The organism is Flavobacterium tyrosinilyticum (assembly GCF_023656565.1).
In the GTDB taxonomy this organism is placed as follows: domain Bacteria; phylum Bacteroidota; class Bacteroidia; order Flavobacteriales; family Flavobacteriaceae; genus Flavobacterium; species Flavobacterium tyrosinilyticum.
Genome location: NZ_JAMOKG010000001.1, coordinates 463,235 through 487,124, shown reverse-complemented (window position 1 = coordinate 487,124; position 23,890 = coordinate 463,235). Strand labels below are relative to the sequence as shown.

The following is a 23,890-nucleotide window of genomic DNA, read 5'->3' as shown; positions in this document are numbered from 1 at the left end:
TTCTTTTTTACAATGTTGGTTTTATACAGATTTGAGCGATAAAAAAAATCAAATTAAATCTGCTTTAATCTGCAGAAATCTGCGTGAAACCAAAAATTATTCATAAAGAAAAGAAGTCAAAGGGCTAGAAGCCGAAGCATATTTTTGCTGATTAGCAACTTTAGCTTCAAAAGCTTTTCTTCCTGCAATTACAGCTTCTCTAAAAGCCTCAGCCATTAATTTCGGGTTTCCTGCAACAGCAATTGCAGTGTTCACCAAAACAGCATCAGCACCAATTTCCATTGCTTTTGCAGCATCAGAAGGAGCTCCAATTCCTGCATCGACAATAACAGGAACTGTACTTTGTTCAATTATAATCTCTAAGAAATCAATCGTTTTTAAACCTTTATTGCTTCCAATTGGCGAACCCAAAGGCATAACGGCAGAAGTCCCTACGCTTTCTAAATGTTTGCACAAAACAGGATCAGCATGAATGTAAGGAAGTACAATAAAGCCGAGTTTGGCCAATTCTTCTGTTGCTTTTAAAGTCTCAATTGGATCTGGCATTAAATATTTCGGATCGGGATGAATTTCTAGTTTTACCCAGTTTGTTTCTAAAGCTTCACGAGCCAGTTGCGCTGCAAAAACGGCTTCCTTGGCATTTCTTGCTCCCGAAGTGTTGGGTAATAAATTGATTTTCGGATGATTTAGATGCGATAAAATAGCATCTGTATCAGTTTCCAGATCGATACGTTTTAAGGCAACCGTAACCAATTCACTTTCTGAAGCTAAAATAGCGCTTTCCATTTCTTCATTAGAACCAAATTTTCCCGTTCCAAGAAACAAGCGGGATTGAAAAGTTTTGTCTCCTATATTAAACAATGATGTTTCCATGTAATTTTTCGTTTAGTTGATGAATTAATTTTTCTTTCTCATCACTTTCGGTAATGATTCCAGAAACGGCAATTCCATGAATTCCAGTCTCCATTAACGGACTCACATCTCTTAATGTGATTCCTCCAATGGCATACACAGGAATTTCGATTTTATTTTTTTTCAGTTTTTGAAGAATTTCATAGTAACCTGACAAACCCAAAATTGGACTTAGTTTTTCTTTTGTGGCAGTAAAGCGAAAAGGTCCTAAACCAATATAATCACATCCATTTTTAACATGATTTTCAATATCTTCAAAAGTATTTGCAGTTCCTCCGATAATTTTTGCAGCGCCTAAAATTGCTCTTGCTTCGTCGATTTTGGTATCACTTAACCCTAAGTGAACTCCACAAGCATCTATTTCTTTGGTAAGACGCAAATCGTCATTTACAATAAAATTGGCGGTGTACTTTTCGCATAAATATTTTACCGCTTCCGCTAAAGTGAAAGCATCTTTTTGTGTTTGGTTTTTAAAACGCATTTGTATCCAATTGCAACCAGCGTCAAGTGCTTTATGAATATTATACAATTGATTTTCGATAGTTTCTCCCTGCGAGATATATTGAAGTTTGCTATACATAGTGATATCCTATTAAAGTTGTAGTTGAGCTCAAGTAATTTTCGATATAGATTTTAGCGTTTTTACACGCTTCTTTTACAGGCTGATTTAAAGCTAAATTCGAAGCAATGGCAGAAGAAAGTACACAACCTGAGCCATGTTTTTCAAAGCAGTTTTTTTCTGATGGAAGCAATTCTAATACTTCATCTTTTAGAAACAGACGATCTGTTCCTAGTGCCTTTTCGTTATGTCCGCCTTTTAATAAAATGTTCGTTGAAAATCTATTTTCTTTAGAAATATAATCAGGAAATAAAATTTCAGCTTCATGATAGTTCGGTGTAATCAAATCGATTTTTGACAGTGTTTTATTTAAATCTAATTGATCTTCAATATTCATAAATTCAAATTTTGTAGTCGATTTCAAAACAGGATCCCAAACAATTTTTGCTGAAGGAGAAAGCTGTTTTATAATTGAAAGAATCTGGTTTAAATCATGTAAAGAAGACACAATTCCTATTTTCACAACGCTGATTTTATAATTTAAAAACAAAGTTTCGATCGAACGAATTACAAAACTCAAATCATTCCACTGAATCTCATAAAATTCATTTTCAGTTTGAATAGTATTTGCTGTAGAAATAGCAAGACCAGCCACTTTATGCTGTTCAAATGTCTTGATGTCAGCCAAAATTCCAGCGCCACCAGACGGATCTAAACCTGCTATTGTAAGTACGAATGGACGATTTTCTGACATAATTTAAATTGTTTTAACGGATTTTCATTTTTCCAAATAGTTCCCAAAAGTGCGACATCATCAAAACCATTTTCTAATGTTTTTTGAATGCTCTCTAAATCGATTCCGCCCAAAGCAACCATTTTTGTTTTATGATTTTTTCTTGATTTTATTTCTTCAAAAAGATCTTTTTCAGGAGAATAATTTTCTTTAGAAATACTTTTAAAAACAGGACTTAAGAACGCATAATTAAATTTCGTTTCTAACGAATTGAAATCTTCGATGGAATGCGTTGATGTTGAAATTGATTCGCATTTAAACCTACAAGGTTTTGGAAACCTTGCAGGAAATTCTTTTCTATCTTTCTCAGAAAAATGAAATCTTTCAATGCCAAGATCTTCGGCTAACTGATGATGACTGTGCAAAACCAGATTAGTCCGAAATTCTAATTTGATCTGATGAATGAACTTTGCCATTTCTACTTCTGAAAAATCAGGTTTGCGAATATGAAGCGAATACAATCCTTCTTCCAATAAAGAATGAAGAATTTGAGTTTCATCTTCAATAAAAAAAGGATTTGTAATCACAATCATTTTTTTGGAGTATTAAGATTTGAGTATTAAGTATTAAGACTAGAGTATCAAGATGAAAGCATTGAAAGTTTATCGATTTAAAATCTTAATACTTAATTCTTTCATCTTAATACTTTGATTATATATAAATCTCTTTCCCCTGTTCAATAAATTCTTCTGATTTCTCCTGCATTCCTTTTTCAGCCGCAGCGACATCTCTAATTTCCTGAGATATTTTCATAGAACAGAATTTAGGTCCGCACATCGAGCAGAAGTGCGCTACCTTCGCGCCATCAGCAGGAAGTGTTTCATCGTGGAATTCTCTTGCTGTGTCTGGATCTAAAGCCAAATTAAACTGATCTTCCCAACGGAATTCAAATCTTGCTTTACTTAATGCATTATCACGATACTGCGCACCCGGATGGCCTTTCGCCAAGTCAGCTGCATGAGCAGAAATTTTATAAGTGATTACGCCGTCTTTAACGTCTTTTTTGTTCGGTAATCCAAGGTGTTCCTTTGGAGTAACATAACATAACATCGCGCAGCCGTACCAGCCAATCATAGCAGCTCCAATCGCCGAAGTAATGTGGTCATAGCCAGGTGCAATATCTGTAGTTAAAGGGCCTAAAGTATAAAATGGAGCTTCATGACAATGTTCCAGCTGTTTGTCCATGTTTTCTTTAATCATGTGCATTGGTACGTGCCCTGGACCTTCAATAAAAACCTGAACATCGTGTTTCCAAGCGATTTTGGTCAATTCGCCTAAAGTTTCTAATTCGGCAAATTGTGCAGCGTCATTCGCATCCGCAATCGAACCTGGACGTAAACCATCTCCCAAAGAAAAGGCAACGTCATATTGTTTCATGATTTCGCAGATTTCTTCAAAATGCGTGTAAAGGAAGTTTTCTTTATGATGAAATAAACACCACTTTGCCATAATAGACCCGCCTCGGGAAACGATTCCGGTAACACGATTGGCTGTTAAATGGATATAACGAAGCAAAACTCCTGCATGAATTGTGAAATATGAAACACCTTGTTCTGCTTGTTCAATTAAAGTATCACGGAAAATCTCCCAAGTCAAATCTTCAGCAATTCCTTTTACTTTTTCTAATGCCTGATAAATTGGAACAGTTCCGATTGGAACAGGTGAATTACGAATAATCCATTCTCTGGTTTCATGAATATTTTTTCCCGTAGATAAATCCATAATCGTATCAGCTCCCCAACGGCAAGCCCAAACGGCTTTTTCAACCTCTTCTTCAATGCTTGAAGTCACGGCGCTGTTTCCAATATTAGCATTGATTTTTACCAAGAAATTACGACCCACAATCATAGGTTCGCTTTCTGGATGGTTGATGTTGTTCGGAATAATAGCTCTACCACAAGCAACTTCAGAACGAACAAATTCTGGAGTGATTTTGCTTTTTGGAGTATTTGCACCAAAACTATTTCCGCCGTGCTGGCATTGCATGGCTTTGGTTTGTTCATTTAAAAGTTCAATACGCTGGTTTTCACGAATCGCAATATATTCCATTTCTGGAGTAATGATTCCTTGTTTAGCATAATACAATTGTGTTACATTCGCGCCTTTCTTAGCACGTTTTGGCTGATGTAAATACTCAAAACGAAGATGATTTAGGTTTTCATCTTTTAATCGGCTTAAGCCATAATCTGAGGTAATTTCGTTTAGAATTTCAACATCATTTCGATCTAAAATCCATTGTTCTCTTAATCGTGGCAATCCTTTTCTAATATCAATTTCAATATTCGGATCTGTGTAAGCGCCCGAAGTGTCATAAACGGTTACGGGTGGATTTTTCTCAATTCCGCCATTTGAAAGTTTGGTATCGCTCAAAGCAATTTCGCGCATTGCTACTTTTATTGGATGAATTTCTCCGTCGATATATACTTTCTTAGAATTCGGAAACGGGGTTCTGGATATTTGTTCTTCTGTTGTCATAGGAAAAGAAGTTATAAGTTATGAGTTATTGTAGAGACGCAATGCAGTGCGTCTTCGTAAAGGATGAAAATTTGGAATTTGGAATTTTCTGTTTTGGAATTTTAAAAATTAACCACCTTGTGTGGCAGAAATAATCAGAATTTCGTCAGTTTCTTGTATGAGGAATTCGTTCCATTTGGTTTTTGGAACAACGGTATTGTTGACAGCAACGGCGATTCCGTTTTGTTTGTGCGGAATTTCGAGATCGAGCAATGATTGAACGCTTAGCGTTTCAGCATTGAATTGTTTGGTTTGTTGATTGATTTTAAGTTCCATTCCTTATTTGAGTTTAGTGTATAGATACACCTTAGGAATGGCTACAAGAACGCATAAAAATGCGTGCAGAAGTCATCTTACTTTTCCCTACGCTAGTATGAACTAGATCAGGTTCAGAGGGTAAAATCTCAGCCTACAAGTTTGTAGACACCCCTAAAGTGTGAAGCAAATATATGTAATTTTTGTTTAAAAGTTTCAGGTTTCAGGTTTCAGGTTCAAAAAAACTGAAAACTATGACTGAAAACTATGACTGAAAACCGAGACTATTTTCCTTTTCGGGTAAAGCAATCTTCCACGTGATCATTGACCATTCCAGTTGCCTGCATGTGTGCATAAATAACCGTCGAACCGACAAATTTAAATCCGCGTTTTTTTAAATCTTTGCTTATTTCATCTGAAAGAGGAGTAGTAGCTGGGGCATCTTTTGAATTTTTTAGATGGTTTACAATCGGTTTTCCATCAGTGTATTTCCAAATATAATCAGAGAAAGAACCAAATTCCTCCTGGACTTTCATAAAAGCCAGAGCATTAGAAACCGCTGCTTTAATTTTAAGTTTGTTTCTAATAATTCCTGTATTTTGCATTAACTCTTCAATTTTATCTTCAGAGTAAAGGGCTATTTTTTTATAATCGAAATAATCAAAAGCAGCTCTGAAGTTTTCTCTTTTGTTTAAAATTGTAATCCAACTTAAACCAGCCTGAAAAGTTTCTAAAATTAAAAATTCAAATAAAGTAGGATCATCATAAACAGGAACGCCCCATTCTTCATCATGATATTTTTTATACAAATCGCTGGCAGAGCACCAGCTGCATCTTATTGGTTCCATCTTTTTATTTTAAATGTATAAAAAAACCTCAAACTTAAAGGCTTGAGGTTTTAAAAAAGTTTCAGAAAAAAATTATATACGTTTAAATTCAACTACATATGTTTCAGATACACCGTAAGTATATTTAATTTTTAAAGTCGTTTTATTTAATACTAAGATTTCTCCATTATCTCCAGAAGTATCTCCGTCATATACAACAGTTATCTTATTGTCTTTTCTAGTCCAAGTTCCATTTTCAGTATAATCATTACATTTTGAATTGCTGTATTGAGAATAATGATCGATGAATTTTCCTCCTGCTTGAATTTCAAAAACATCTTTGTTGCAGCCTCCTTCGTAAACTACTGGAGTTAATTTTTCTTTTCCATCAACAATGGTTCCGTCTTGGTATAATTCCCATTTACCTTCAAGAGACGCGTTATCATTGTCATTACTGCTACAAGATACTGATAATGCTAGTGCCAATACTGACACAAAAAAAATACTTAGTTTTTTCATTTTGGTAGATTTGTTTGTTAAATTTTTTAACAAAAGTAAAATCTTTTTTAAGAAAAACTAGGTTTTAAAATCAGTTTTTTCGTATTTATTTAACATTCTTTTATAATTTGTTGGTTTTCAGGTAAATCTGACGAGTTTTAGCTCATGATAGATTTTTTTCTTTTTCTATCGACCTATTTGCCAACTATATCCTTTTACACTCGGAATATAAGCAGAACGTCCAACAATGACTAAATTGGTGTAGATTTTTCTGTTGTATTTAATGCCAATTGCATTTCCAGAAGTATACATTTTATTAGCTTTAAATACTACTTTCATTTTCCCATCTTCAAGTTCTGCGTCCGATACTCTTTCAACAAGCCAAGTAGATTGCCATTTTAAGGCCAATTCGTTTTCTGCTGTTTTGGTTACGCTTTTTACTAGTTTGACAGCTTCTTCTGGAATTTCAAAGTGTTCTGTTAGTTGCTTTTGAGTTATAGTCTCACCTATTTTGCATTTTGCTAATATTTTACGAACATTAACAAAATTCAATAATTCCTCGTTGACTTCTTTTTTTACAGATATTGGAGCACTTGCAGCGGTATTTTCCGCTTGAGAGTTTAAAGTGTTTACTTCTATCGGTTTTTTAAGTGAAAAAGGATTTTTTTGAGCAGTAGTTTTCTTTGAGCCAAACTCTTTTGGAGCAGTTATGTTTTTTGAAGAAATTTTACGAGGTATCTTCATAGCTGCTGGTGTCAACTTATTGACAGATTGAATGACTTTTTTAGGCTGTTTTTTTTCGTCATTGCCACAGCTGAAAAAGAAATAGGTAACAGAGAATAAAATAAGTAAGTAATTATTTTTCATGACCTAACTATGTTTTTATACTTTGTGTGCTGGATCTTGGTCTAAATATTTTTTAATCAGATGATGGCCTAAATAAATTGCTGGAGTTAATAAAATAGCAATTGCTAATTTAAAAGTATATCCTATTAACCCTGAAGATATAAAAGTGTCAAAATCAATTTTTCCTGGAAGCCAAAAAGCAATTCCTAGAACAATAAACGAATCAAACAATTGCGAAATAACAGTAGAGCCAGTCGCTCTTAGCCATATTTTCTTTTCGCCAGTTCTGTTTTTGAAAAACCAAAATATCCAGACGTCAATCAGCTGAGAGGCCATAAAGGCAATTAAACTTCCCACGATAATCCACATACTTTGTCCAAAAACAGCTTCAAACTGTTGATCGTTAACAGGGCTGATTCCTTTTGCGGCGGGAATAACAATTGCCATAAAAAGTATCAGAAAAGCATAAGCAATCAGACATGCTGTAATGAAAGAAAGTTTTTTTACCCCTTTTTCACCAAAATATTCATTAATCAAATCTGTTGTAAGAAATACGATTGGCCAAGGCAAGATCCCGATACTCATCACAAAAGGACCAATTTGAATTAGCTTTCCTCCAATTAACTCAGCTACAATGGCATTGGTTATAAATATTCCTGCTAAAATTACAAAAACAATTTCTTTTCTGGTTTTAAACATGTCATTTTTAAATTGATATTTCAAAAATAAACTATTTCTTTTAAATCTTTGAAACGGATTAATTTTTATAATCCTTTTCGATATGAAGTTTGCTTTTGATTGGTTAATTTTGAGATTCTGTTGCTTTTTTTTAATTGAAATTCTGCACAGAATTAATTAATGTATTTGTTATGAAAACACCAATAGAGTTAGATAATTCATTGTTAAAAAGTTGGTCTGGTCCTTATGGAGGCGTTCCAGATTTTAAAGCTTATAAAGTTTCTGATTTTCAGCCTGCAATAGAATTTGCAATTCAGGAAAAACTACAAGAAATTGATGCAATCGTCAATAATCCAGAAAAACCTACATTTAAAAATACTATTGAAGCTTTAGAACTTTCGGGCGAAAAATTAGACCGAATTCATTCAGTCTACGGTATTTATAGGTCCAATCTGAGTACTCCACAATTTAATGTAGTTGATACCGAAATGTCGCCAAAGTTGGCGGAGATTAATGATAAATTGTATCAAAATGAAAAGCTGTTTTCTAGAATTAAAACCTTATACAAATCGGATGAAAAGGATAATTTAACTAAAGAACAGCAACGCTTGCTTTGGCTGTATTATACCGATTTTGTTAGGGAAGGAGCAGAGCTAAACGAAGCCGATAAGGGTAAAGTGGCTAAGATCAATCAGGAATTAGCGGGACTTTTTACAGCTTTCAGTCAAAAGTTGCTAGCAGAAGAAAATAATCAATATATCGAGCTAAATACAGAAGCTGATTTTGACGGTTTGCCCGAAGAATTTAAGAATGCTGCAATTGCCGAAGCGAAAGAAAGAAATCTAAATGTTTTAGGATGTATTGGAAATACAAGATCTTCGATCGAGCCCTTTTTGACTTTCTCAAACAGAAGGAATTTAAGAGAAAAAGCTTTTGATATTTTCGTAAAAAGAGGTGATAATAAGAATGAAAATGATACAAATGAAATATTGGTATCTATTTTAAGATTAAGAGCTGAAAAAGCGAAGATTTTAGGATTTAAAAACTTTGCTGAATGGAGTTTGTCTAATAAAATGGCCAAAGACCCACAGAAAACGCTCGATTTAATGAACTCTGTATGGAAACCTGCCGTAGAAAAGGTGAAAAATGATGTTTTTGCTATGCAGGAAATGGTAAATAATGAAGGTGGAGATTTTAAAATACAGCCTTGGGATTACCGTTTTTATGCGGAAAAAGTTAGAAAAGCGCAATATGATTTGGATCAAAATGAAATAAAGCAATATCTGCAATTAGAGAATTTGCGAGAAGGAATGTTCTGGGTGGCTGGAGAATTGTTTGATTTAGGATTTAAACAGTTATTTGATGTTCCGGTATATCATGCCGATGTTCGTGTTTGGGAAGTGAATAATAAAAATACTGGAGAACCAATCGGGTTGTGGTATTTTGATCCCTATGCGCGCGTTGGTAAACGTTCAGGTGCATGGATGAATTCACACAGAGACCAGCAGAAAATAAAAGGAAATGTACTTCCGATTGTTTCAAACAACTGTAATTTTATTAAAGGAAATAGCGATGAAGCTGTTTTGATTTCGTGGGATGACGCCACAACTTTGTTTCATGAATTTGGACATGCTCTTCACGGATTATGTTCCAATGTTACTTATCCGAGTCTTTCAGGAACTTCTGTTGCGAGAGATTATGTAGAGTTTCCTTCGCAATTGCTAGAACATTGGTTAGCAACTCCAGAAGTGTTGAATAAATTTGCACTTCATTATAAAACGAACGAACCTTTATCGCAATCATTAGTAGAGAGAATAGGAAAAGCGGCTAATTTTAATGAAGGTTTTGCAACAGTAGAAACGATTTCAAGTTCGTTTGTTGATATGAAATTGCATTTAACAACTGAAACGGTCGATCCGGATGCATTTGAAGAGAAAGTCCTAAGTGAAATTAATATGCCTGCCGAAATTGTGATGCGACATAGGATTCCGCAATTTGCTCATATTTTTTCAAGTGACGGATATGCGGCTGGGTATTACAGCTATTTATGGGCGGATGTTATTAATGCAGATGCTTACGAAGCATTTTTGGAAGGAAGTGGGCCTTTTGATAAGAATGTTTCTGAACGTCTTTATAAAACAGTTTTAAGCGTTGGAAATACGATTGATAATGAAGAAATGTACGAGAGTTTCAGAGGACATGCGCCTCAATCTGATGCATTGATGAGAGCAAGAAATTTTCCAATTGAAAGCTAAAAATAAAAAAGCCCGAATAAATATTCGGGCTTTTTAATATTGAAAAAATAATATATTAACCTAAAGTAACTCTTTTGAAACCTGTAATTTCAACATTGAATCCTTTTACGTAATCACTAACTTTTTTACTGTCATCTTTGATGAAGTTTTGATCTAAAAGAGCTTTCTCTTGATCTAAAGTAGTGTTGTCAGAGATAAAACGTTGAACTTTACCTGGAAGAATTTTATCCCAGATTTGCTCTGGTTTTCCTTCAGCTTTTAATTCAGCTTTAGCATCTTCTTCAGCTTGTTTGATAACTTCAGGAGTTAATTGAGAGAAAGAGATGTATTTAGGAACATTTTTTAAAGTTTTTCCTAAACGTTTTGCTTCTTCATTGTCTTTTTCGATTACAGCAATACGAGCAGCAAGTTCAGATTCAACAAAAGCAGGATCAAAATCTTTGTAAGATAATGTGTCAGCTCCCATAGAAGCAACTTGCATAGAGATGTCTTTTGTTAAAGCTTCAGCGTTTGCAACTGGAGCAGAAATTGCAGTTAAAGCAGCAATTTTATTAACGTGAACATAAGATCCAACGTAAGCACCTTCTAAAATTTCGAAACCACCGATTTCGATTTTCTCACCGATAACACCAGTTTGCTCGATTAATTTCTCAGCAACAGTGATTCCGTTGAAATCAGAAGCTAATAATTCTTCTTTAGTAGAGAAGTTGATCGCTTTTTCAACTAAATCTTTAGCTAAAGTTACGAAAGCTTCATTTTTACCTACGAAGTCAGTTTCGCAGTTTAAAGTAAGAATAGCTCCTTTAGTGTTGTCAGCATTGATAAAAGAAACAGCAGCTCCTTCAGAAGACTCACGGTCAGAACGGTTAGCAGCAACTTTTTGTCCTTTTTCTCTAAGGATTTGGATTGCTTTATCGAAATCTCCTTCAGCTTCAACTAAAGCTTTTTTACAGTCCATCATTCCGGCACCTGTAGATTGTCTTAATTTATTTACGTCTGCAGCAGTAATTGTTGACATAATATTTTGAATTTTTAATGTTAAAAGTAAAAAATTCCAGCTTTTAAATCCCAAACTCCAATTTTAATAAATTATCAACATAACGTTTTTAATTTTGTATTTGGACTTTGGAATTTAAAATTTGGAATTTAAAATTTGATTTATTCTTCAGTTGCAGGAGCAGCTTCAGCCTCAACAGCAGGAGCTTCTTCAGCAGCTTCAACTTCTTTTTCAGCACCTCTGTCAGAAAGACCTTCGATTACTGCAGTAGTTACTAAAGATAAAATTTTGTCAATTGATTTAGAAGCGTCATCATTTGCAGGAATCACGTAATCAACCTCTCTTGGGTCAGAATTCGTATCAACCATTGCGAAAACTGGAATGTTTAATTTTTGAGCTTCTTTTATTGCGATGTGTTCAGCTTTGATATCTACTACGAACAATGCTGCAGGTAGTCTAGACATATCAGCAATTGAACCTAAGTTTTTCTCTAATTTAGCACGTAGACGATCAACTTGTAAACGCTCTTTTTTAGATAAAGTGTTGAAAGTACCATCTTTCTTCATTTTATCGATAGAAGACATTTTTTTAACTGCCTTTCTGATAGTTACGAAGTTAGTCAACATTCCACCTGGCCATCTTTCAGTGATGTAAGGCATGTTTGCAGCTTTTGCTTTATCAGCAACGATGTCTTTTGCTTGTTTTTTGGTAGCTACGAATAAGATTTTTCTACCTGATGCAGCGATTTTTTTCAAAGCTTCGTTAGCCTCTTCAATTTTAGCTGCAGTTTTATATAGATTGATAATGTGAATACCATTACGCTCCATATAAATGTAAGGAGCCATGTTTGGATCCCATTTTCTAGTCATGTGTCCGAAGTGAACACCTGCTTCTAGTAATTCTTTTACTTCTATTTTGTTTGCCATTTTTGTACTAGTTTACGTTCTGTTGATTAGCAATGTATAAATGGCGATTTCTCTGGCTTTATACATTTAGATGCTAAACTATATCCTACCTCGGTAGGAGAGCAACAATAACTGTGTTTTTTAATTTCAATAAATAATTGATAATGTCTTGTCCCATTTGAACAAGACAGGTAATATTAACGTTTAGAGAACTGGAATCTCTTACGAGCTTTCTTCTGACCGAATTTCTTACGTTCAACCATTCTTGGGTCTCTTGTTAATAAACCTTCTGGTTTAAGGATTCCTCTGTTTTCAGCGTTAACTTCACACATTACGCGTGCTAATGCCATTCTTACAGCTTCTGCCTGACCAGTTGTACCACCTCCGTAAACGTTTACTTTTACATCAAAGTTACCAGCGTTTTCTGTCATAGAAAGCGGTTGTAAAACTTTGTATTGTAAAGTTGCAGTTGGAAAGTAAGTTGCGAATTCTTTTTTGTTTACAGTGATGTTTCCAGTTCCTTCAGAAACGTATACACGTGCAACAGCGGTTTTTCTTCTACCGATTTTGTGAATAACTCCCATTACTTAAGATCATTTAGGTTAACAGTTCTAGGTTTTTGAGCTCCGTGAGTGTGCTCAGATCCTACAACAACATTTAGATTTCTAAAAAGTTCAGCTCCTAATTTGTTTTTAGGTAACATACCTTTTACAGCTTTTTCTACTAATAATGCAGGGTTTTTAGCTTGCAATACTTTAGCAGTTAAAGTTCTTTGTCCTCCTGGGTAACCTGTATGACGCATGTAAATTTTGTCATTCAATTTTGTACCTGTAAGGTTAATTTTTTCTGAGTTGATAACAATTACGTTATCTCCACAGTCAACGTGCGGTGTGTAACTTGGCTTGTACTTACCTCTTAAAATCATTGCAACTTTAGAAGCAAGACGTCCTAAGTTATGACCTTCAGCGTCAACAACAATCCACTCTTTAGTTACAGTGGCTTTGCTTGCTGAAACTGTTTTGTAGCTTAATGCGTCCATAATATTATTTTAATTAAACATTCCATCCCCAATAAAGGGGATGCAAAAGTACAATTAATTATTTTAAAACCAAATACCTGAAAGAATATTTTATCTGCTGAAAATCAGGGCTTCAGTTTTTTAAATAATTAGCGAATAAAAAAACCGTCTCTACAATAAAGTAAAGACGGTTAAATATTTATGAAAAAAAGTGATTATACAATAAATATATTGGCAATATCAACCACTTGCTGTGTCGTAAGTGGCTCATCGTAAGCTTCTGAGCCTGCCGCAGCACCAAAAGCAGCTGCAGTATTAAATCCAGCTTGAACGGTTACACCTTCGCCATCGTAGACGGCTTGAGTTGCTGCTGGCATGCCAGCGCCTCTTTCGGCATTAGAGATCCATCCTTTTAAACCTCTTAATCTTCTCACTTCAGAAGCATGGCGCGCTTCGACAGAATGTATCTGCAATGCTGCAGTCAATAAATCTGGAGTGGTTATCAAGTTTGCAGCTTGTCCTTTATATGCTCGAACTCCAGTATCTTCAAAAGCTTGTGCCAAAGCTAAAAAGGTTGGGTAATCTCCAAACGGATTAAATGCTCCTCCAACCGTAAAGTCAAAAGTTGGTTTAGTGACGAAGTTGGCACTTGCGGTACCACCTAAGCCTGCAATTAAAAATTTAACATGATCAGATTCGTGTGCTGCAATTTGTTGGAATACTTTTAAGTCTCTTCCTGAGTTTTCTGAAGCTGGAATTACGCCAGAATCTAAAGCCATTGCGTAAAATTCGTTTTCAAGGTATTCTAAAGTCAAAGCAAATTGCAAAGCTCCAATAGGTGTTGCTGGAGTTGCTGTTATGTCTTTTGCGAAAGCTTTATTGGTAAGAGCCGACAATCCGAATGGAATTGATGCCAAAGCTAAATCTTTTCCAATATTTCCAAACTGTGCAAAACTGTCTCTTCGAGAACCAGTACTGTTCATCAAATTATCATCAGTAAAAGATTCTATAAATTTTAAAATGTTCATAATTTCTAAGTTTTTGACGGTTAAGATTAAGGTAGGTATTTAGCTGTGAATTTTGTGGTAATAAAACCAGCAGCAATTGGCAGTATTTTAGATGGATCTTTTGCATCATCTAATCCTGTTGACATATTTACAATATCATCTCCCGCAAAATCTTTCGAATTCGGATTAATTAAACTTCTTATTGCTGAAGCGTGTCTGGCTTCAACAGAAACAATTTTTCCGGCCAATAATAAGTAGTCCGCTGTTTTAATTAGTTTTCCTGCTCCGTTATAAGCAGCAACGCCAGTATCTTCTAGTGCTTTTGCAGTTGCGAGAACTTCAGTGCGGCTGTTGAAATTTAATGAACCATAATTAAAAGATAAAGAAGGCAGTAATTGCGAACTAGGATCAGGAAGTGCTCCATTCAAAGCTGCTTTGAAGAAATCTCTGTGAACCACTTCATGGTGATATAAATCGGTTAGAACTTCACGTTCAAGACTGCTAAATACAGTATTAAAACTACTTGCATTAACAACTTTAGTATAAAAGTCGGCTTCTAGTTGTTCGAGAGCGTACGCATAAGTCAAAACTCCAAAATCTCCAGAGCCTAAATCAAAAACACCATTTCTTATTCCAGGCAATGAGGTGTCTGGCATATCATTATCATTGTCATTGTCGCTGCAGCCAGCTAGAACCAAACCTGTGGTGACTAATGTTAATCCGCTGAGCTTAAGAAAGCTCCTTCTACTATTCAGTGAAGGGTCAACTTCATGAATTTTAACTTCGTTTTTCATAATCAAGTTTTTTATTAGGTTAATAACATTGGTTTTTAGTTAACGGGTATTTAGTTATTAACGAAATTTTAGTAAGAGCGGTTTTAAAATCGCTGTTTAATTAATTATTATTTCGAAATGACTTATATTTTTAAATACTAATGGCTTGTTTTTGTTTTATTTTAGGTAATTCTACTATATTTGTATTAATTACATAAAATTCAATTGGATGAAAGCTAAAGCAACTCTAAAACAAATTGCGAAGGAACTGGGAGTTTCTGTTTCGACTGTGTCTAAAGCATTGAATGACAGTCCAGAAATTAGTGAACAAACCAAGGTGAAGATTAAAGAGTATGCCAAACTCAAAAATTATAAGCCGAATGTTATTGGTTTGAATCTTAAGAATCGTAAGACAAAAACGATTGGCGTAATTATTCCTAATATTTTAAATTCTTTCTTTGCGAAAGTTTTTAGCGGTATTGAGAAAGTTGCCGATAAAAAAGGATATAATGTAATTACCTGTATTTCTAATGAATCTCTAGAAAAAGAAGTTCATACGCTGGAAATGCTGAGCAATGGAACTATAGATGGATTTATTTTGTCGGTTTCACAAGAAGCTCAAAAGCTTCAAGATTACAATCATTTCTCTGAAATAATCAATGACGGAACGCCAATCGTTATGTTTGATCGTATTGCTGATGAAGTTGATTGTGATAAAGTAGTAGTAGATGATTATGATTCGGCTATCAATTCGACACAGCATTTAATTAATTTAGGTTGTAAAAATATTGCTCTGATATCTTCTGTAGATAATATTAGTGTTGGAAAGCTTAGAACTGAAGGATATTTAAAAGCCTTGAAAGACAATAATATTCCAGTTAATGAAAAAATCATTCTTCGTACCGATTCTGAAGAAGATATGAAAGCTAAAATCGAAGGGCTTTTTGATCATAAAATTGACGGAATTTTTGCTTTAGACGAAAATGATTCTGTTGCGGCTTTAAGAGTAAGTTTGAAAAAGGGTTACAGAGTCCCAGAAGATATTTCAATCATTGGTTTTGCTGACGGAATTTTGGCTTCAAGACGTTTGTCACCAAGTTTGACTACTGTAAGTCAGCATGGAGTTGAAATTGGAGAAGTTGCTGCAAAAAGATTAATTGAAAGATTGGAAGAGCCAGAAGGAACAATTTCTGAATACGAAACAATCGTCATCAAAACAAAATTGAAAGAAAGAGAATCCACTCGAAAAAAATAATAAAAACAAAAAAATCCATTCGAAAGAATGGATTTTTTTATATATATATTTATGTCAGAAATGACAAGATTGGGTTGATTTTTTATTTAGATATCTGAAATCAACAATCTGAAATCTAAAATTATTAATGCGCTTCTAACCAATCTTTACCCATTCCTAATTCAACTTCTAAAGGAACCGACATTTTAAATGCATTTTCCATTTCATGTTTAATCATCGGCTGGATTTTTTCGAGTTCGTCGTTATGAACATCGAATACAAGCTCATCATGTACCTGAAGCAACATTTTAGATTTCCAGTTTTCGTCACGGAGTTTTTTATGAATGTTGATCATGGCAATTTTAATCACATCAGCAGCGCTTCCTTGAATTGGAGCATTTACAGCATTTCGTTCAGCGGCACTTCTCACAACGGCATTGGCAGAATTAATATCTTTTAAGTATCTGCGACGTCCTAAAATGGTTTGTACGTATCCTTTTTCTCGTGCAAATTCGATTTGCTCAGAAATGTATGATTTCAATCTTGGATACGTTTTATAATAAGCATCAATCAATGCAGCGCTTTCGCTTCTTGATAGCGAAGTCTGATTACTCAAACCAAAAGCAGAAACACCGTATATGATTCCAAAGTTTACTGTTTTGGCATTGCTTCTTTGCTCGCGGGAAACTTCTTCCAGCGCCACATCAAAAACTTTTGCTGCAGTTGCTCTGTGAATGTCTTCTCCGTTTTGGAAAGCTGCAATCATATTTTCTTCACCACTCAAAGCAGCAATAATTCTTAATTCAATTTGCGAGTAATCGGCAGAGATTAAAGTGTAATTTTCATCACGTGCCACAAAAGCTTTACGAATCTGACGGCCTCTTTCGGTACGAATTGGAATGTTCTGCAAGTTTGGATTGTTAGAGCTCAAACGTCCCGTTGCAGCAACCGTCTGCATATAATCGGTATGAACGCGTAACGTTTTTTTATCAACTTGTTCTGGTAAAGCTAAGATATAAGTACTTTGCAGTTTTACCATCTGACGCCAATCTAAAATCTGTTTTACAATTGGGTTGTCATTGGCCAAATAAGTCAAAACTTCTTCGCCAGTTGCGTACTGTCCCGTTTTGGTTTTCTTTTGCTTTGCACCACCAATTTTTAGTTTGTCAAATAAAATATCTCCTAATTGTTTTGGAGAAGCTAAGTTGAATTTCTCTCCAGCAGTTTCATATATTTTTTCTTCTAACGATTTTATTTCGACTTCCATTTCAGAAGACATTGCTTTTAAGAAATCTACATCCAAACGAATTCCTTCCGTTTCCATGTCGGCCAATACGCTTACTAATGGAATTTCGATTTCGTCAAATAACTTTTTAGTTTCGGTTTTATCTAATTCGGTTGTGAAGATTTCTTTTAATTGTAAAGTAACATCGGCATCTTCAGCTGCATATTCTTTAATGTTTTCTAAAGGAACATCGCGCATATTAAGCTGGTTTTTTCCTTTTTTACCAATTAAAGTTTCAATAGATTTTGGTGAATATTTCAAGTATGTTTCTGCCAAAATATCCATATTATGACGCATATCCGGATTAATCAGATAATGCGCAATCATCGTATCAAAAAGTTTTCCTTTTACAGTTACACCATAATTAGAAAGGATTTTTAGATCGTATTTTAAATTCTGTCCGATTTTCTCAATATTTTCATTTTCAAAAAACGGAACAAATTTATCTACTAAAGCTTTTGCTTCTTCCTGACTTTCTGGAAACGGAACATAAAATGCTTTTCCTTTTTCGTAAGAGAAAGACATTCCAACAAGTTCTGCGTGCAAAGCATCGATTCCTGTGGTTTCAGTATCAAAACAAACCGAAGTCTGTTTTTGTAAATTTTGTAAAAGCATTTTAATGCCTAAATCACCTTGAATGGTTTGGTAAAAATGCTCGGTGTTTTCTAAAGTATTATAAAACGAAGTTCTTTCGATTTCAGCGTTTTCTCCATTCGTATTTCCGCCTCCAAAAAGATCAAATTGGTCTTCGTTTTTAGGCTGTGCTTTTTTGTATAATTTGGCATCAGAAGCTGGAGCAGCAGTTTGAGTGCCATCCTTTTTAAATAAATTGTCAAACTGTTCTGCCATTCTTCTAAACTCTAGTTCTTGAAAAATAGCATCTGTTTTTTCGATATCAGGACGAGAAAGTTCGTAATCTTCTTCATTAAAAGTAACATTACAATCGGTAATAATCGCGGCTAATTTTTTAGAAAGAATCCCTTTTTCTTTGTTGGCTTCGATGTTCTCTTTCATTTTTCCTTTTAGTAAATGTGTGTTTTCTAAAAGGTTTTCCATTGTTCCAAATTCTTTTAGGAACTTTTTGGCTGTAACTTCACCAACTCCAGGCAATCCAGGAATATTATCCACGGCGTCGCCCATCATTCCAAGAAAATCAATTACTTGTTCTGGCCTTTCAATTTCAAATTTTGCCAAAACCTCAGGAACACCCCAGATTTCGATTCCGTTACCCATTCGAGCAGGTTTATACATAAAAATGTTTTCAGAAACTAGTTGGGCAAAATCCTTATCTGGAGTTACCATGTAGACTTTGTAGTTTTGTTTTTCTGCTTGTTTAGCGATTGTTCCAATTAAGTCATCGGCTTCGCAGCCCTCGATTTCAATAATAGGAATATGCATTGCTCGTAATAATTCCTGAATATACGGAATGGCAATTTTAATAGCCTCTGGTGTTGCATCACGATTGGCTTTATATTCTACAAACATTTCGCTTCTTACGTGGCTACCTCCTTTATCAAAAGCAACGGCTAAATGATCTGGTTTTTCTCTTTTAATAACATCCAAAAGTGAGTTCATAAAACCCATAATTGCAGATGTATCCATTCCTTTTGAGTTGATTCTCGGGTTTTTTATAAAAGCATAATAACCACGAAAAATTAGTGCATAAGCATCTAGAAGAAAAAGACGTTTTTGAGTTGACATATTAAAAATATTAGTCTGTAAAAATAAACAATTGAGATTGCAAAAATTAATCAAAAAAGAAAATTTTTACCATATAAGTTATATAAGTTCATTTTAGCTGAGATGCGCCTGTAGAGATGCACCGCAATGCGTCTCCTATTTTATCGTTAATGTTATTGTAGTGAATGTTTCAAGTGAACTTATATAACTTATATGGTAAAAAACCGCAAAGCGTTAATATCAAGTTAAAAATTTTTATTCAGGCATTTCTTCATTTTCTCTTCATGTTGCGAAGGTAATTTTGAGGTATAAAATAAAAGGTTATTAATTCTTAAATCTTAGAAATCATGAGAAATTTATTAATGTTACTAGTAGCAGTTTTAGGAACAAGTGCAATGGTTCACGCATTTCCTGCAAAAGATGGAAAAGAAGCTCCAGCTAAAGAAGTAAAAGCAACCAAACACCCTAAACACAAATCTGATAAAAAAGCAAAATCAGTAAAAACTGAAGCTACAAAAACAGAAACTGCGAAACCAGAAGCTGTAAAACCAGAAACAGCAAAGGCTAAAAAATAAAAATTGCTCTCGTTTTGTTTTCGAAGCTTTGTAACGAAGGCAAAACAGGAATAATGATTATGAGAATGCGATTGAAGGAGCTGATGAAGAAATTTATCAGCTTTTTTCATTCGTTAATTTTTTAATAATATGCTACTCAATTTTTTATAATTGATTAATTTTAATTGCGCTTAAATGTTGTGCTTATGAATGTTTTAATTGTTGAAGATAATAAGGAACTTGCCGTAGAGGTCTACGATTTTTTATGTAACGCAGGATATATTTGCAAAATTGCAAATAATTGTGCCGAAGCTCTTGAAGAATTTGGAAGCAATGATTACGATGTTATGCTTTTAGATCTTGGGTTGCCCGATGGTGATGGTTTTGAGGTTTTGCAGGCAATTAGAAAAACAAAATCGAAAATTGCGGTAATTGTTCTTACTGCCCGCGGAGAATTGGATGATAGAATAAATGGACTGCATTTGGGTGCTGATGATTATTTGACCAAACCTTTTGCTTTGACAGAATTGGCAGCAAGAATGTTTGCCGTAGTTCGCAGAATTCATGGTTTTACTTTAAACAATTTAAGCATTCATGGTTTTCTATTGCAGCTTCAGGATTATAAGGTGAGCTTTAGCGATCAGCCAATTAGTCTTACCAAAAAAGAATTTGATATCTTTCAGTATTTGGTTCTCAATAAAAATCGTGTTATTACCAGATTGCAATTAACAGAGCATATTTGGGGCGATATTCTAGAAGTTAATTCTGACTCTAATTTTATAGATGTGCATGTTCGTAACCTTCGAAAAAAACTGGATAAGCATACTGCTATAGATTGGTTTGAAACGGTTCGAAATGTTGGTTATCGTATAAACGAATAAATCGATTCTTGTGAAAATAAAACATCAATTAGCTATTTTTAACGCCTTGACCAGATTGCTGGTCATTTTGGTTTTATGGCTAATGCTTCCAATTTTGGTAGAAAATGTGGTGTACCATCACATTAATAATACACTGCTAGAGAAAAAGAAAAAATTTATTGAACATCTGAATAAGGAAGAAATAAATGATTTTATAGAAAATCCAGACGATTCAACCGATGCTTTTTCTGAGTTTTCGACACTTCACAGTGAATTTTTGGTTTTATCCAGAGTTTCTATAAAACCACATCAGAAAAAAACAACTTTCAGTAACGAATATAGAAAAATAGAAGGAGAAGAAAGCGAGTATCGAATCCTGCAGCATCATTTTACATATGAAGGCGAAGATTATCAGCTTGAAATAGGAAGTAGTTTGAGCGAGGTTAATGATCTGACTTTTGCAATTAAACTTTTCATTATCATTGTTTTTGTGGTAATTCTTCTGATTACTTTTTTGGCCGATACTTTTTATATCGAATATCTTTTAAAGCCATTTTACAAAATTATCGATACCAAAATCAGGCGTGTAAACGAGCCAGAAACATTTGATCATACTCCAATAAAAGCAACTTCAAGAGATTTTAGAGAATTGGATTTTGTTTTAAATCAAATGATGGATAGAATCACGGAGGTTTTTAAAAAGGAAAAACAGTTTATTTCGAATGTTTCACATGAACTTCTTACGCCAATTGCACTGCTTAAAAACAAACTTGAAAACTTGTTGCAGAATGAATCTTTGGATGATCATGCAATTGATAAGATTGCAGGTTCGTTGAAGACATTAGATATGCTGAAAAAAATCATTAATAATTTACTGTTGATTTCTAGAATAGATAATAATCAATATGAAGCAAATGAAGAAATCAATCTTAGAGAGATTGTTGCTGATTTGCAGGAAGATCTTCAGGATCGAATTGAGGATAAAGATATTCAGTTTATGAACGAAATGGAAAATAATTTTGTTTTTATAGGAAATAAAACCTTAGTCCATATTCTTATCTATAATCTCGTAACCAATGCTATAAAATACAATAAGCCCGAAGGAAAAATAATTATAGAAGACGGTTTTGTAGAGGAGCATTATTTTATTTCGGTAAAAGATTCAGGAATAGGAATGGACGAATCGCAACTTGAGAAAATATTTAGTCGTTTTGCGAGAATTAATTCAGATCAAGAAGGGCAGGGGCTAGGACTTGCAATTGCACAAAGTATTGCTTCTTTTCATCATATTCAAATCAAAGTTAAATCGGCTTTAAGCCAAGGGACAACTTTTACGTTGTTGTTTGAAAAAGCCAATTAAAAGTTAAAATTTTCTGTAAGACTTTTTCTTCATTTTGTCTTCATTTTGCGATTATATCTTTGACTTGTAAAAATGAAAATAAACAATCATAAAAAATTAAAGTCATGAAAAAATTAGCAATTTTAGCAGTAGCAGTTTTAGGAACATTCTCAATGGTAAACGCACAAACAACTCCAGCGCCAACGCAAACGAAAGAAGTGAAAGCTGCTAAACACGATAAAAAAGCAGAAAAGAAAGCAGACAAAAAAGCTAAAGGGGAGAAAAAAGCAGAAGCTGCAAAAACAGAAGCTCCAAAAGCAAAATAAAACAAGACTTTAGGTCTTAGAGTAAATAGTTTTAAAGGTTGGTAGGTTAAAGCTGAAAGAGCCATCTTTCAGCTTTTTTATTTTAACAGCGTTAAATTTTTTATAATAAAAAGAAATAGAATTTTCATTCTTTGTTACTTTGTTTAAAACTATAAATTAAATGATCTTTCGTTTTATAATTCTATGCGCTCTTTTATTATTTATTGAGTTCTATTCTTATCAGGCTTTTCGAACTTTAATCAAAGCACGTTGGGTTTTGATTGGCTATCAAGTTATAAGCTTGCTGGTTTTAATTTTTATTATCTATTCTTTTTCGCAGGTAGACCGATCAGTTGGTCAGACTAGGCAATTTATGTTTACTACAGGTTTGATGCTTGTCGTATATGTGCCAAAAATTGTACTGACATTAATAATGTTTGGCGAGGATATTATTAGAGTAGGGGCCAGTATACTGAATTATTTTGTTTACAATACTCCGCGAAAGGAGATGATGCCCGACAGAAGAAAATTTGTAAGTCAGATCGCTTTAGGTTTGGCTGCAATTCCATTTCTTTCTATTATTTACGGAATTTTTGAAGGGAAATATAATTTCAAAGTAATCAAACAAACCATATTTTTTCCAGATCTTCCAGATGCTTTTGACGGGTTTAAAATCACGCAGATTTCTGATGTTCACAGCGGAAGTTTTGATAATCCAGAAAAAATTAATTATGCTATTGATTTGATCAATACACAAGAATCAGATTTGATTTTGTTTACAGGAGATATTGTAAATACGCACGCTAAAGAAATGCATCCTTGGCTGGAAACTTTTAATCGCATTAAAGAGTATAAATACGGTAAGTTTGCGGTTTTAGGAAATCATGATTATGGCGAATACGTAACATGGCCTTCTGAAAAAGAAAAAGACGAAAATTTTAAGGCGATTAAAGACCTTTATGGTCAGATTGGTTTTAAATTAATGTTGAATGAGCATACTTATATTCAAAAAGGAAATGATAAAATCGCTTTGATTGGAGTAGAGAATTGGGGAGTGAATTTTAAAAAAGCAGGTGATTTAAATAAAGCTTCAGAAAATGTGCATCAAGACGATTTTAAAGTTTTAATGAGCCATGATCCGAGCCATTGGGATGCTGAAATTAAAGACCATCCAAAGAATTTTCATCTGACTTTTGCTGGCCATACCCATGGTATGCAGTTTGGAATTGAAATTCCAGGTTATTTTAAATGGAGTTTGGCACAATACATTTATAAACAGTGGGCAGGTTTGTACGAAAACGTCGGAAAATACGTTTATGTTAACCGCGGATTTGGTTTTCACGCTTATCCAGGACGAGTTGGAATTATGCCTGAAATAACAGTAATTGAACTAAAAAAAGGCCGTAATGTCGCTTAATTCGTTAAAAATGCTACATTTGTATAATATTTATTTCTTTTAAGAGATTTAAAAAACTTAAATTTTTGGTTTTATGTCAAAATTTGGAGAACTAATAAATGCCCAAGTTCCAGTGTTAATTGATTTTTACACAGATTGGAATGAATCTTCGGTTTCTATGCATCCTGTTATTAAGGACGTAGCGGCTGCGCTTGGCGATAAAGCCAAAGTAATCAAAATTGATGTAGATAAAAATCAGGAACTCGCAGAAGCACTTCGTATTAAAGGACTTCCAACCTTAATGATTTACAAAGAAGGACAAATGATCTGGAGACAATCTGGAGAGCTTGATGCTAATACTATTATCGGAATTGTTCAGGAACAATTTAATGTCTAAATA

The 23,890-nt window shown here is 34.1% G+C and carries 25 protein-coding genes and 1 riboswitch; of the genes, 8 read left to right on the top strand and 17 right to left on the bottom strand.

All coding sequences use genetic code 11. The annotated features are described in order from the left end of the window. Positions 1–96: 96 nt before the first annotated feature. The 10 genes from NCC77_RS02185 to NCC77_RS02140 all read right to left on the bottom strand — a co-directional run bounded on the left by NCC77_RS02185 (position 97) and on the right by NCC77_RS02140 (position 7,903). Positions 97–873 carry a thiazole synthase gene (locus NCC77_RS02185; protein ID WP_284705075.1) on the bottom strand — a complete coding sequence of 259 codons (777 nt, stop codon included), beginning with the start codon at positions 871–873 and terminating at the stop codon, positions 97–99. Further along, positions 854–1,492 carry a thiamine phosphate synthase gene (locus NCC77_RS02180; protein ID WP_250834167.1) on the bottom strand — a complete coding sequence of 213 codons (639 nt, stop codon included), beginning with the start codon at positions 1,490–1,492 and terminating at the stop codon, positions 854–856. The genes NCC77_RS02185 and NCC77_RS02180 overlap by 20 nt, the downstream gene beginning before the upstream one ends. After that, positions 1,485–2,225, bottom strand: coding sequence for a hydroxymethylpyrimidine/phosphomethylpyrimidine kinase (locus NCC77_RS02175; protein WP_250834166.1), 741 nt, complete (start codon positions 2,223–2,225; stop codon positions 1,485–1,487). The genes NCC77_RS02180 and NCC77_RS02175 overlap by 8 nt, the downstream gene beginning before the upstream one ends. Further along, the gene (locus NCC77_RS02170) at positions 2,192–2,797 is read right to left on the bottom strand and encodes a thiamine phosphate synthase (RefSeq protein WP_250834165.1); all 606 of its coding nucleotides are present in this window, start codon (positions 2,795–2,797) and stop codon (positions 2,192–2,194) included. Before NCC77_RS02170 ends, NCC77_RS02175 begins: the two co-directional genes overlap by 34 nt. 118 nt (positions 2,798–2,915) lie before the next feature. Next, entirely contained in the window at positions 2,916–4,739 is a 1,824-nt protein-coding gene (thiC, locus tag NCC77_RS02165) for a phosphomethylpyrimidine synthase ThiC (RefSeq protein WP_250834164.1), read from the bottom strand. Between the two features lie 108 nt (positions 4,740–4,847). Further along, positions 4,848–5,054 (bottom strand): sulfur carrier protein ThiS, encoded by a 207-nt coding sequence (gene thiS, locus NCC77_RS02160; protein ID WP_250834163.1) that lies wholly within the window; start codon positions 5,052–5,054, stop codon positions 4,848–4,850. Between the two features lie 67 nt (positions 5,055–5,121). Next, positions 5,122–5,219, bottom strand: a riboswitch (TPP riboswitch). 98 nt (positions 5,220–5,317) lie between these two features. Further along, positions 5,318–5,881 carry a DNA-3-methyladenine glycosylase I gene (locus NCC77_RS02155; RefSeq protein ID WP_250834162.1) on the bottom strand — a complete coding sequence of 188 codons (564 nt, stop codon included), beginning with the start codon at positions 5,879–5,881 and terminating at the stop codon, positions 5,318–5,320. Between the two features lie 72 nt (positions 5,882–5,953). Continuing rightward, a complete protein-coding gene (locus tag NCC77_RS02150) occupies positions 5,954–6,379 on the bottom strand; it encodes a lipocalin-like domain-containing protein (RefSeq protein ID WP_250834161.1) in 426 nt (141 codons plus the stop codon). A gap of 165 nt (positions 6,380–6,544) precedes the next feature. Then, on the bottom strand, positions 6,545–7,225 hold the full coding sequence (locus NCC77_RS02145) for a hypothetical protein (protein ID WP_250834160.1): 681 nt from the start codon (positions 7,223–7,225) through the stop codon (positions 6,545–6,547). 15 nt (positions 7,226–7,240) lie between these two features. Further along, complete coding sequence (locus NCC77_RS02140) at positions 7,241–7,903, bottom strand: queuosine precursor transporter (protein WP_250834159.1); 663 nt, start codon at positions 7,901–7,903, stop codon at positions 7,241–7,243. A gap of 170 nt (positions 7,904–8,073) precedes the next feature. Here NCC77_RS02140 and NCC77_RS02135 point away from each other — a divergent pair, with 170 nt between their 5' ends. Next, positions 8,074–10,137, top strand: coding sequence for a M3 family metallopeptidase (locus tag NCC77_RS02135; protein WP_250834158.1), 2,064 nt, complete (start codon positions 8,074–8,076; stop codon positions 10,135–10,137). A 55-nt stretch (positions 10,138–10,192) separates the two neighbouring features. Here the strand turns inward: NCC77_RS02135 and tsf are convergent, their stop codons facing one another. The 6 genes from tsf to NCC77_RS02105 form a co-directional block, all read right to left on the bottom strand. Next, positions 10,193–11,155: a translation elongation factor Ts gene (tsf, locus tag NCC77_RS02130; RefSeq protein WP_250834157.1), complete on the bottom strand. Its 963-nt coding sequence runs from the start codon at positions 11,153–11,155 to the stop codon at positions 10,193–10,195. Positions 11,156–11,295: 140 nt separating this feature from the next. Then, complete coding sequence (gene rpsB, locus NCC77_RS02125) at positions 11,296–12,060, bottom strand: 30S ribosomal protein S2 (RefSeq protein ID WP_095927954.1); 765 nt, start codon at positions 12,058–12,060, stop codon at positions 11,296–11,298. 176 nt (positions 12,061–12,236) lie between these two features. After that, complete coding sequence (gene rpsI, locus NCC77_RS02120; RefSeq protein ID WP_035645327.1) at positions 12,237–12,623, bottom strand: 30S ribosomal protein S9; 387 nt, start codon at positions 12,621–12,623, stop codon at positions 12,237–12,239. Continuing rightward, positions 12,623–13,078, bottom strand: a complete 456-nt coding sequence (rplM, locus tag NCC77_RS02115; RefSeq protein ID WP_095927953.1) for a 50S ribosomal protein L13 — start codon at positions 13,076–13,078, stop codon at positions 12,623–12,625. Before rplM ends, rpsI begins: the two co-directional genes overlap by 1 nt. Positions 13,079–13,272: 194 nt before the next feature. Next, positions 13,273–14,085: a ferritin-like domain-containing protein gene (locus NCC77_RS02110; protein WP_250834156.1), complete on the bottom strand. Its 813-nt coding sequence runs from the start codon at positions 14,083–14,085 to the stop codon at positions 13,273–13,275. 26 nt (positions 14,086–14,111) lie between these two features. After that, positions 14,112–14,858 (bottom strand): ferritin-like domain-containing protein, encoded by a 747-nt coding sequence (locus NCC77_RS02105; protein ID WP_250834155.1) that lies wholly within the window; start codon positions 14,856–14,858, stop codon positions 14,112–14,114. A 208-nt stretch (positions 14,859–15,066) separates the two neighbouring features. On the opposite strand from NCC77_RS02105, the gene NCC77_RS02100 reads away from it, so the two are divergent. Continuing rightward, a complete protein-coding gene (locus NCC77_RS02100; protein ID WP_250834154.1) occupies positions 15,067–16,092 on the top strand; it encodes a LacI family DNA-binding transcriptional regulator in 1,026 nt (341 codons plus the stop codon). Positions 16,093–16,216: 124 nt separating this feature from the next. Here NCC77_RS02100 and polA read toward each other — a convergent pair whose 3' ends face one another. Then, the gene (polA, locus tag NCC77_RS02095) at positions 16,217–19,057 is read right to left on the bottom strand and encodes a DNA polymerase I (protein ID WP_250834153.1); all 2,841 of its coding nucleotides are present in this window, start codon (positions 19,055–19,057) and stop codon (positions 16,217–16,219) included. Positions 19,058–19,383: 326 nt separating this feature from the next. Here polA and NCC77_RS02090 point away from each other — a divergent pair, with 326 nt between their 5' ends. The 6 genes from NCC77_RS02090 (at position 19,384) to NCC77_RS02065 (ending at position 23,887) form a co-directional block, all read left to right on the top strand. Beyond that, on the top strand, positions 19,384–19,611 hold the full coding sequence (locus NCC77_RS02090; protein WP_095927947.1) for a hypothetical protein: 228 nt from the start codon (positions 19,384–19,386) through the stop codon (positions 19,609–19,611). 185 nt (positions 19,612–19,796) lie between these two features. Beyond that, positions 19,797–20,471, top strand: a complete 675-nt coding sequence (locus NCC77_RS02085; protein WP_250834152.1) for a response regulator transcription factor — start codon at positions 19,797–19,799, stop codon at positions 20,469–20,471. Positions 20,472–20,481: 10 nt separating this feature from the next. Then, entirely contained in the window at positions 20,482–21,810 is a 1,329-nt protein-coding gene (locus NCC77_RS02080) for a sensor histidine kinase (RefSeq protein ID WP_250834151.1), read from the top strand. Positions 21,811–21,914: 104 nt separating this feature from the next. Next, positions 21,915–22,115 carry a hypothetical protein gene (locus NCC77_RS02075; RefSeq protein ID WP_250834150.1) on the top strand — a complete coding sequence of 67 codons (201 nt, stop codon included), beginning with the start codon at positions 21,915–21,917 and terminating at the stop codon, positions 22,113–22,115. A 160-nt stretch (positions 22,116–22,275) separates the two neighbouring features. Continuing rightward, positions 22,276–23,511: a metallophosphoesterase gene (locus tag NCC77_RS02070; RefSeq protein ID WP_250834149.1), complete on the top strand. Its 1,236-nt coding sequence runs from the start codon at positions 22,276–22,278 to the stop codon at positions 23,509–23,511. A 73-nt stretch (positions 23,512–23,584) separates the two neighbouring features. Continuing rightward, a complete protein-coding gene (locus tag NCC77_RS02065) occupies positions 23,585–23,887 on the top strand; it encodes a thioredoxin family protein (RefSeq protein WP_008466807.1) in 303 nt (100 codons plus the stop codon). Positions 23,888–23,890: the final 3 nt, after the last annotated feature.

Bases quoted from the DNA above. Each gene is read 5' to 3' on its own strand.
- NCC77_RS02105 (WP_250834155.1), bottom strand. From the start codon at position 14,858: ATGAAAAACGAAGTTAAAATTCATGAAGTTGACCCTTCACTGAATAGT.
- NCC77_RS02155 (WP_250834162.1), bottom strand. From the start codon at position 5,881: ATGGAACCAATAAGATGCAGCTGGTGCTCTGCCAGCGATTTGTATAAA.
- NCC77_RS02075 (WP_250834150.1), top strand. From the start codon at position 21,915: ATGAAAAAATTAGCAATTTTAGCAGTAGCAGTTTTAGGAACATTCTCA.
- thiS (WP_250834163.1), bottom strand. From the start codon at position 5,054: ATGGAACTTAAAATCAATCAACAAACCAAACAATTCAATGCTGAAACG.
- NCC77_RS02140 (WP_250834159.1), bottom strand. From the start codon at position 7,903: ATGTTTAAAACCAGAAAAGAAATTGTTTTTGTAATTTTAGCAGGAATA.
- NCC77_RS02170 (WP_250834165.1), bottom strand. From the start codon at position 2,797: ATGATTGTGATTACAAATCCTTTTTTTATTGAAGATGAAACTCAAATT.
- rpsI (WP_035645327.1), bottom strand. From the start codon at position 12,623: ATGGGAGTTATTCACAAAATCGGTAGAAGAAAAACCGCTGTTGCACGT.
- NCC77_RS02185 (WP_284705075.1), bottom strand. From the start codon at position 873: ATGGAAACATCATTGTTTAATATAGGAGACAAAACTTTTCAATCCCGC.
- NCC77_RS02110 (WP_250834156.1), bottom strand. From the start codon at position 14,085: ATGAACATTTTAAAATTTATAGAATCTTTTACTGATGATAATTTGATG.
- NCC77_RS02065 (WP_008466807.1), top strand. From the start codon at position 23,585: ATGTCAAAATTTGGAGAACTAATAAATGCCCAAGTTCCAGTGTTAATT.
- rpsB (WP_095927954.1), bottom strand. From the start codon at position 12,060: ATGGCAAACAAAATAGAAGTAAAAGAATTACTAGAAGCAGGTGTTCAC.
- thiC (WP_250834164.1), bottom strand. From the start codon at position 4,739: ATGACAACAGAAGAACAAATATCCAGAACCCCGTTTCCGAATTCTAAG.
- NCC77_RS02180 (WP_250834167.1), bottom strand. From the start codon at position 1,492: ATGTATAGCAAACTTCAATATATCTCGCAGGGAGAAACTATCGAAAAT.
- NCC77_RS02150 (WP_250834161.1), bottom strand. From the start codon at position 6,379: ATGAAAAAACTAAGTATTTTTTTTGTGTCAGTATTGGCACTAGCATTA.
- polA (WP_250834153.1), bottom strand. From the start codon at position 19,057: ATGTCAACTCAAAAACGTCTTTTTCTTCTAGATGCTTATGCACTAATT.
- NCC77_RS02135 (WP_250834158.1), top strand. From the start codon at position 8,074: ATGAAAACACCAATAGAGTTAGATAATTCATTGTTAAAAAGTTGGTCT.
- NCC77_RS02100 (WP_250834154.1), top strand. From the start codon at position 15,067: ATGAAAGCTAAAGCAACTCTAAAACAAATTGCGAAGGAACTGGGAGTT.
- tsf (WP_250834157.1), bottom strand. From the start codon at position 11,155: ATGTCAACAATTACTGCTGCAGACGTAAATAAATTAAGACAATCTACA.
- NCC77_RS02145 (WP_250834160.1), bottom strand. From the start codon at position 7,225: ATGAAAAATAATTACTTACTTATTTTATTCTCTGTTACCTATTTCTTT.
- NCC77_RS02090 (WP_095927947.1), top strand. From the start codon at position 19,384: ATGAGAAATTTATTAATGTTACTAGTAGCAGTTTTAGGAACAAGTGCA.
- NCC77_RS02085 (WP_250834152.1), top strand. From the start codon at position 19,797: ATGAATGTTTTAATTGTTGAAGATAATAAGGAACTTGCCGTAGAGGTC.
- NCC77_RS02070 (WP_250834149.1), top strand. From the start codon at position 22,276: ATGATCTTTCGTTTTATAATTCTATGCGCTCTTTTATTATTTATTGAG.
- NCC77_RS02175 (WP_250834166.1), bottom strand. From the start codon at position 2,225: ATGTCAGAAAATCGTCCATTCGTACTTACAATAGCAGGTTTAGATCCG.
- rplM (WP_095927953.1), bottom strand. From the start codon at position 13,078: ATGGACGCATTAAGCTACAAAACAGTTTCAGCAAGCAAAGCCACTGTA.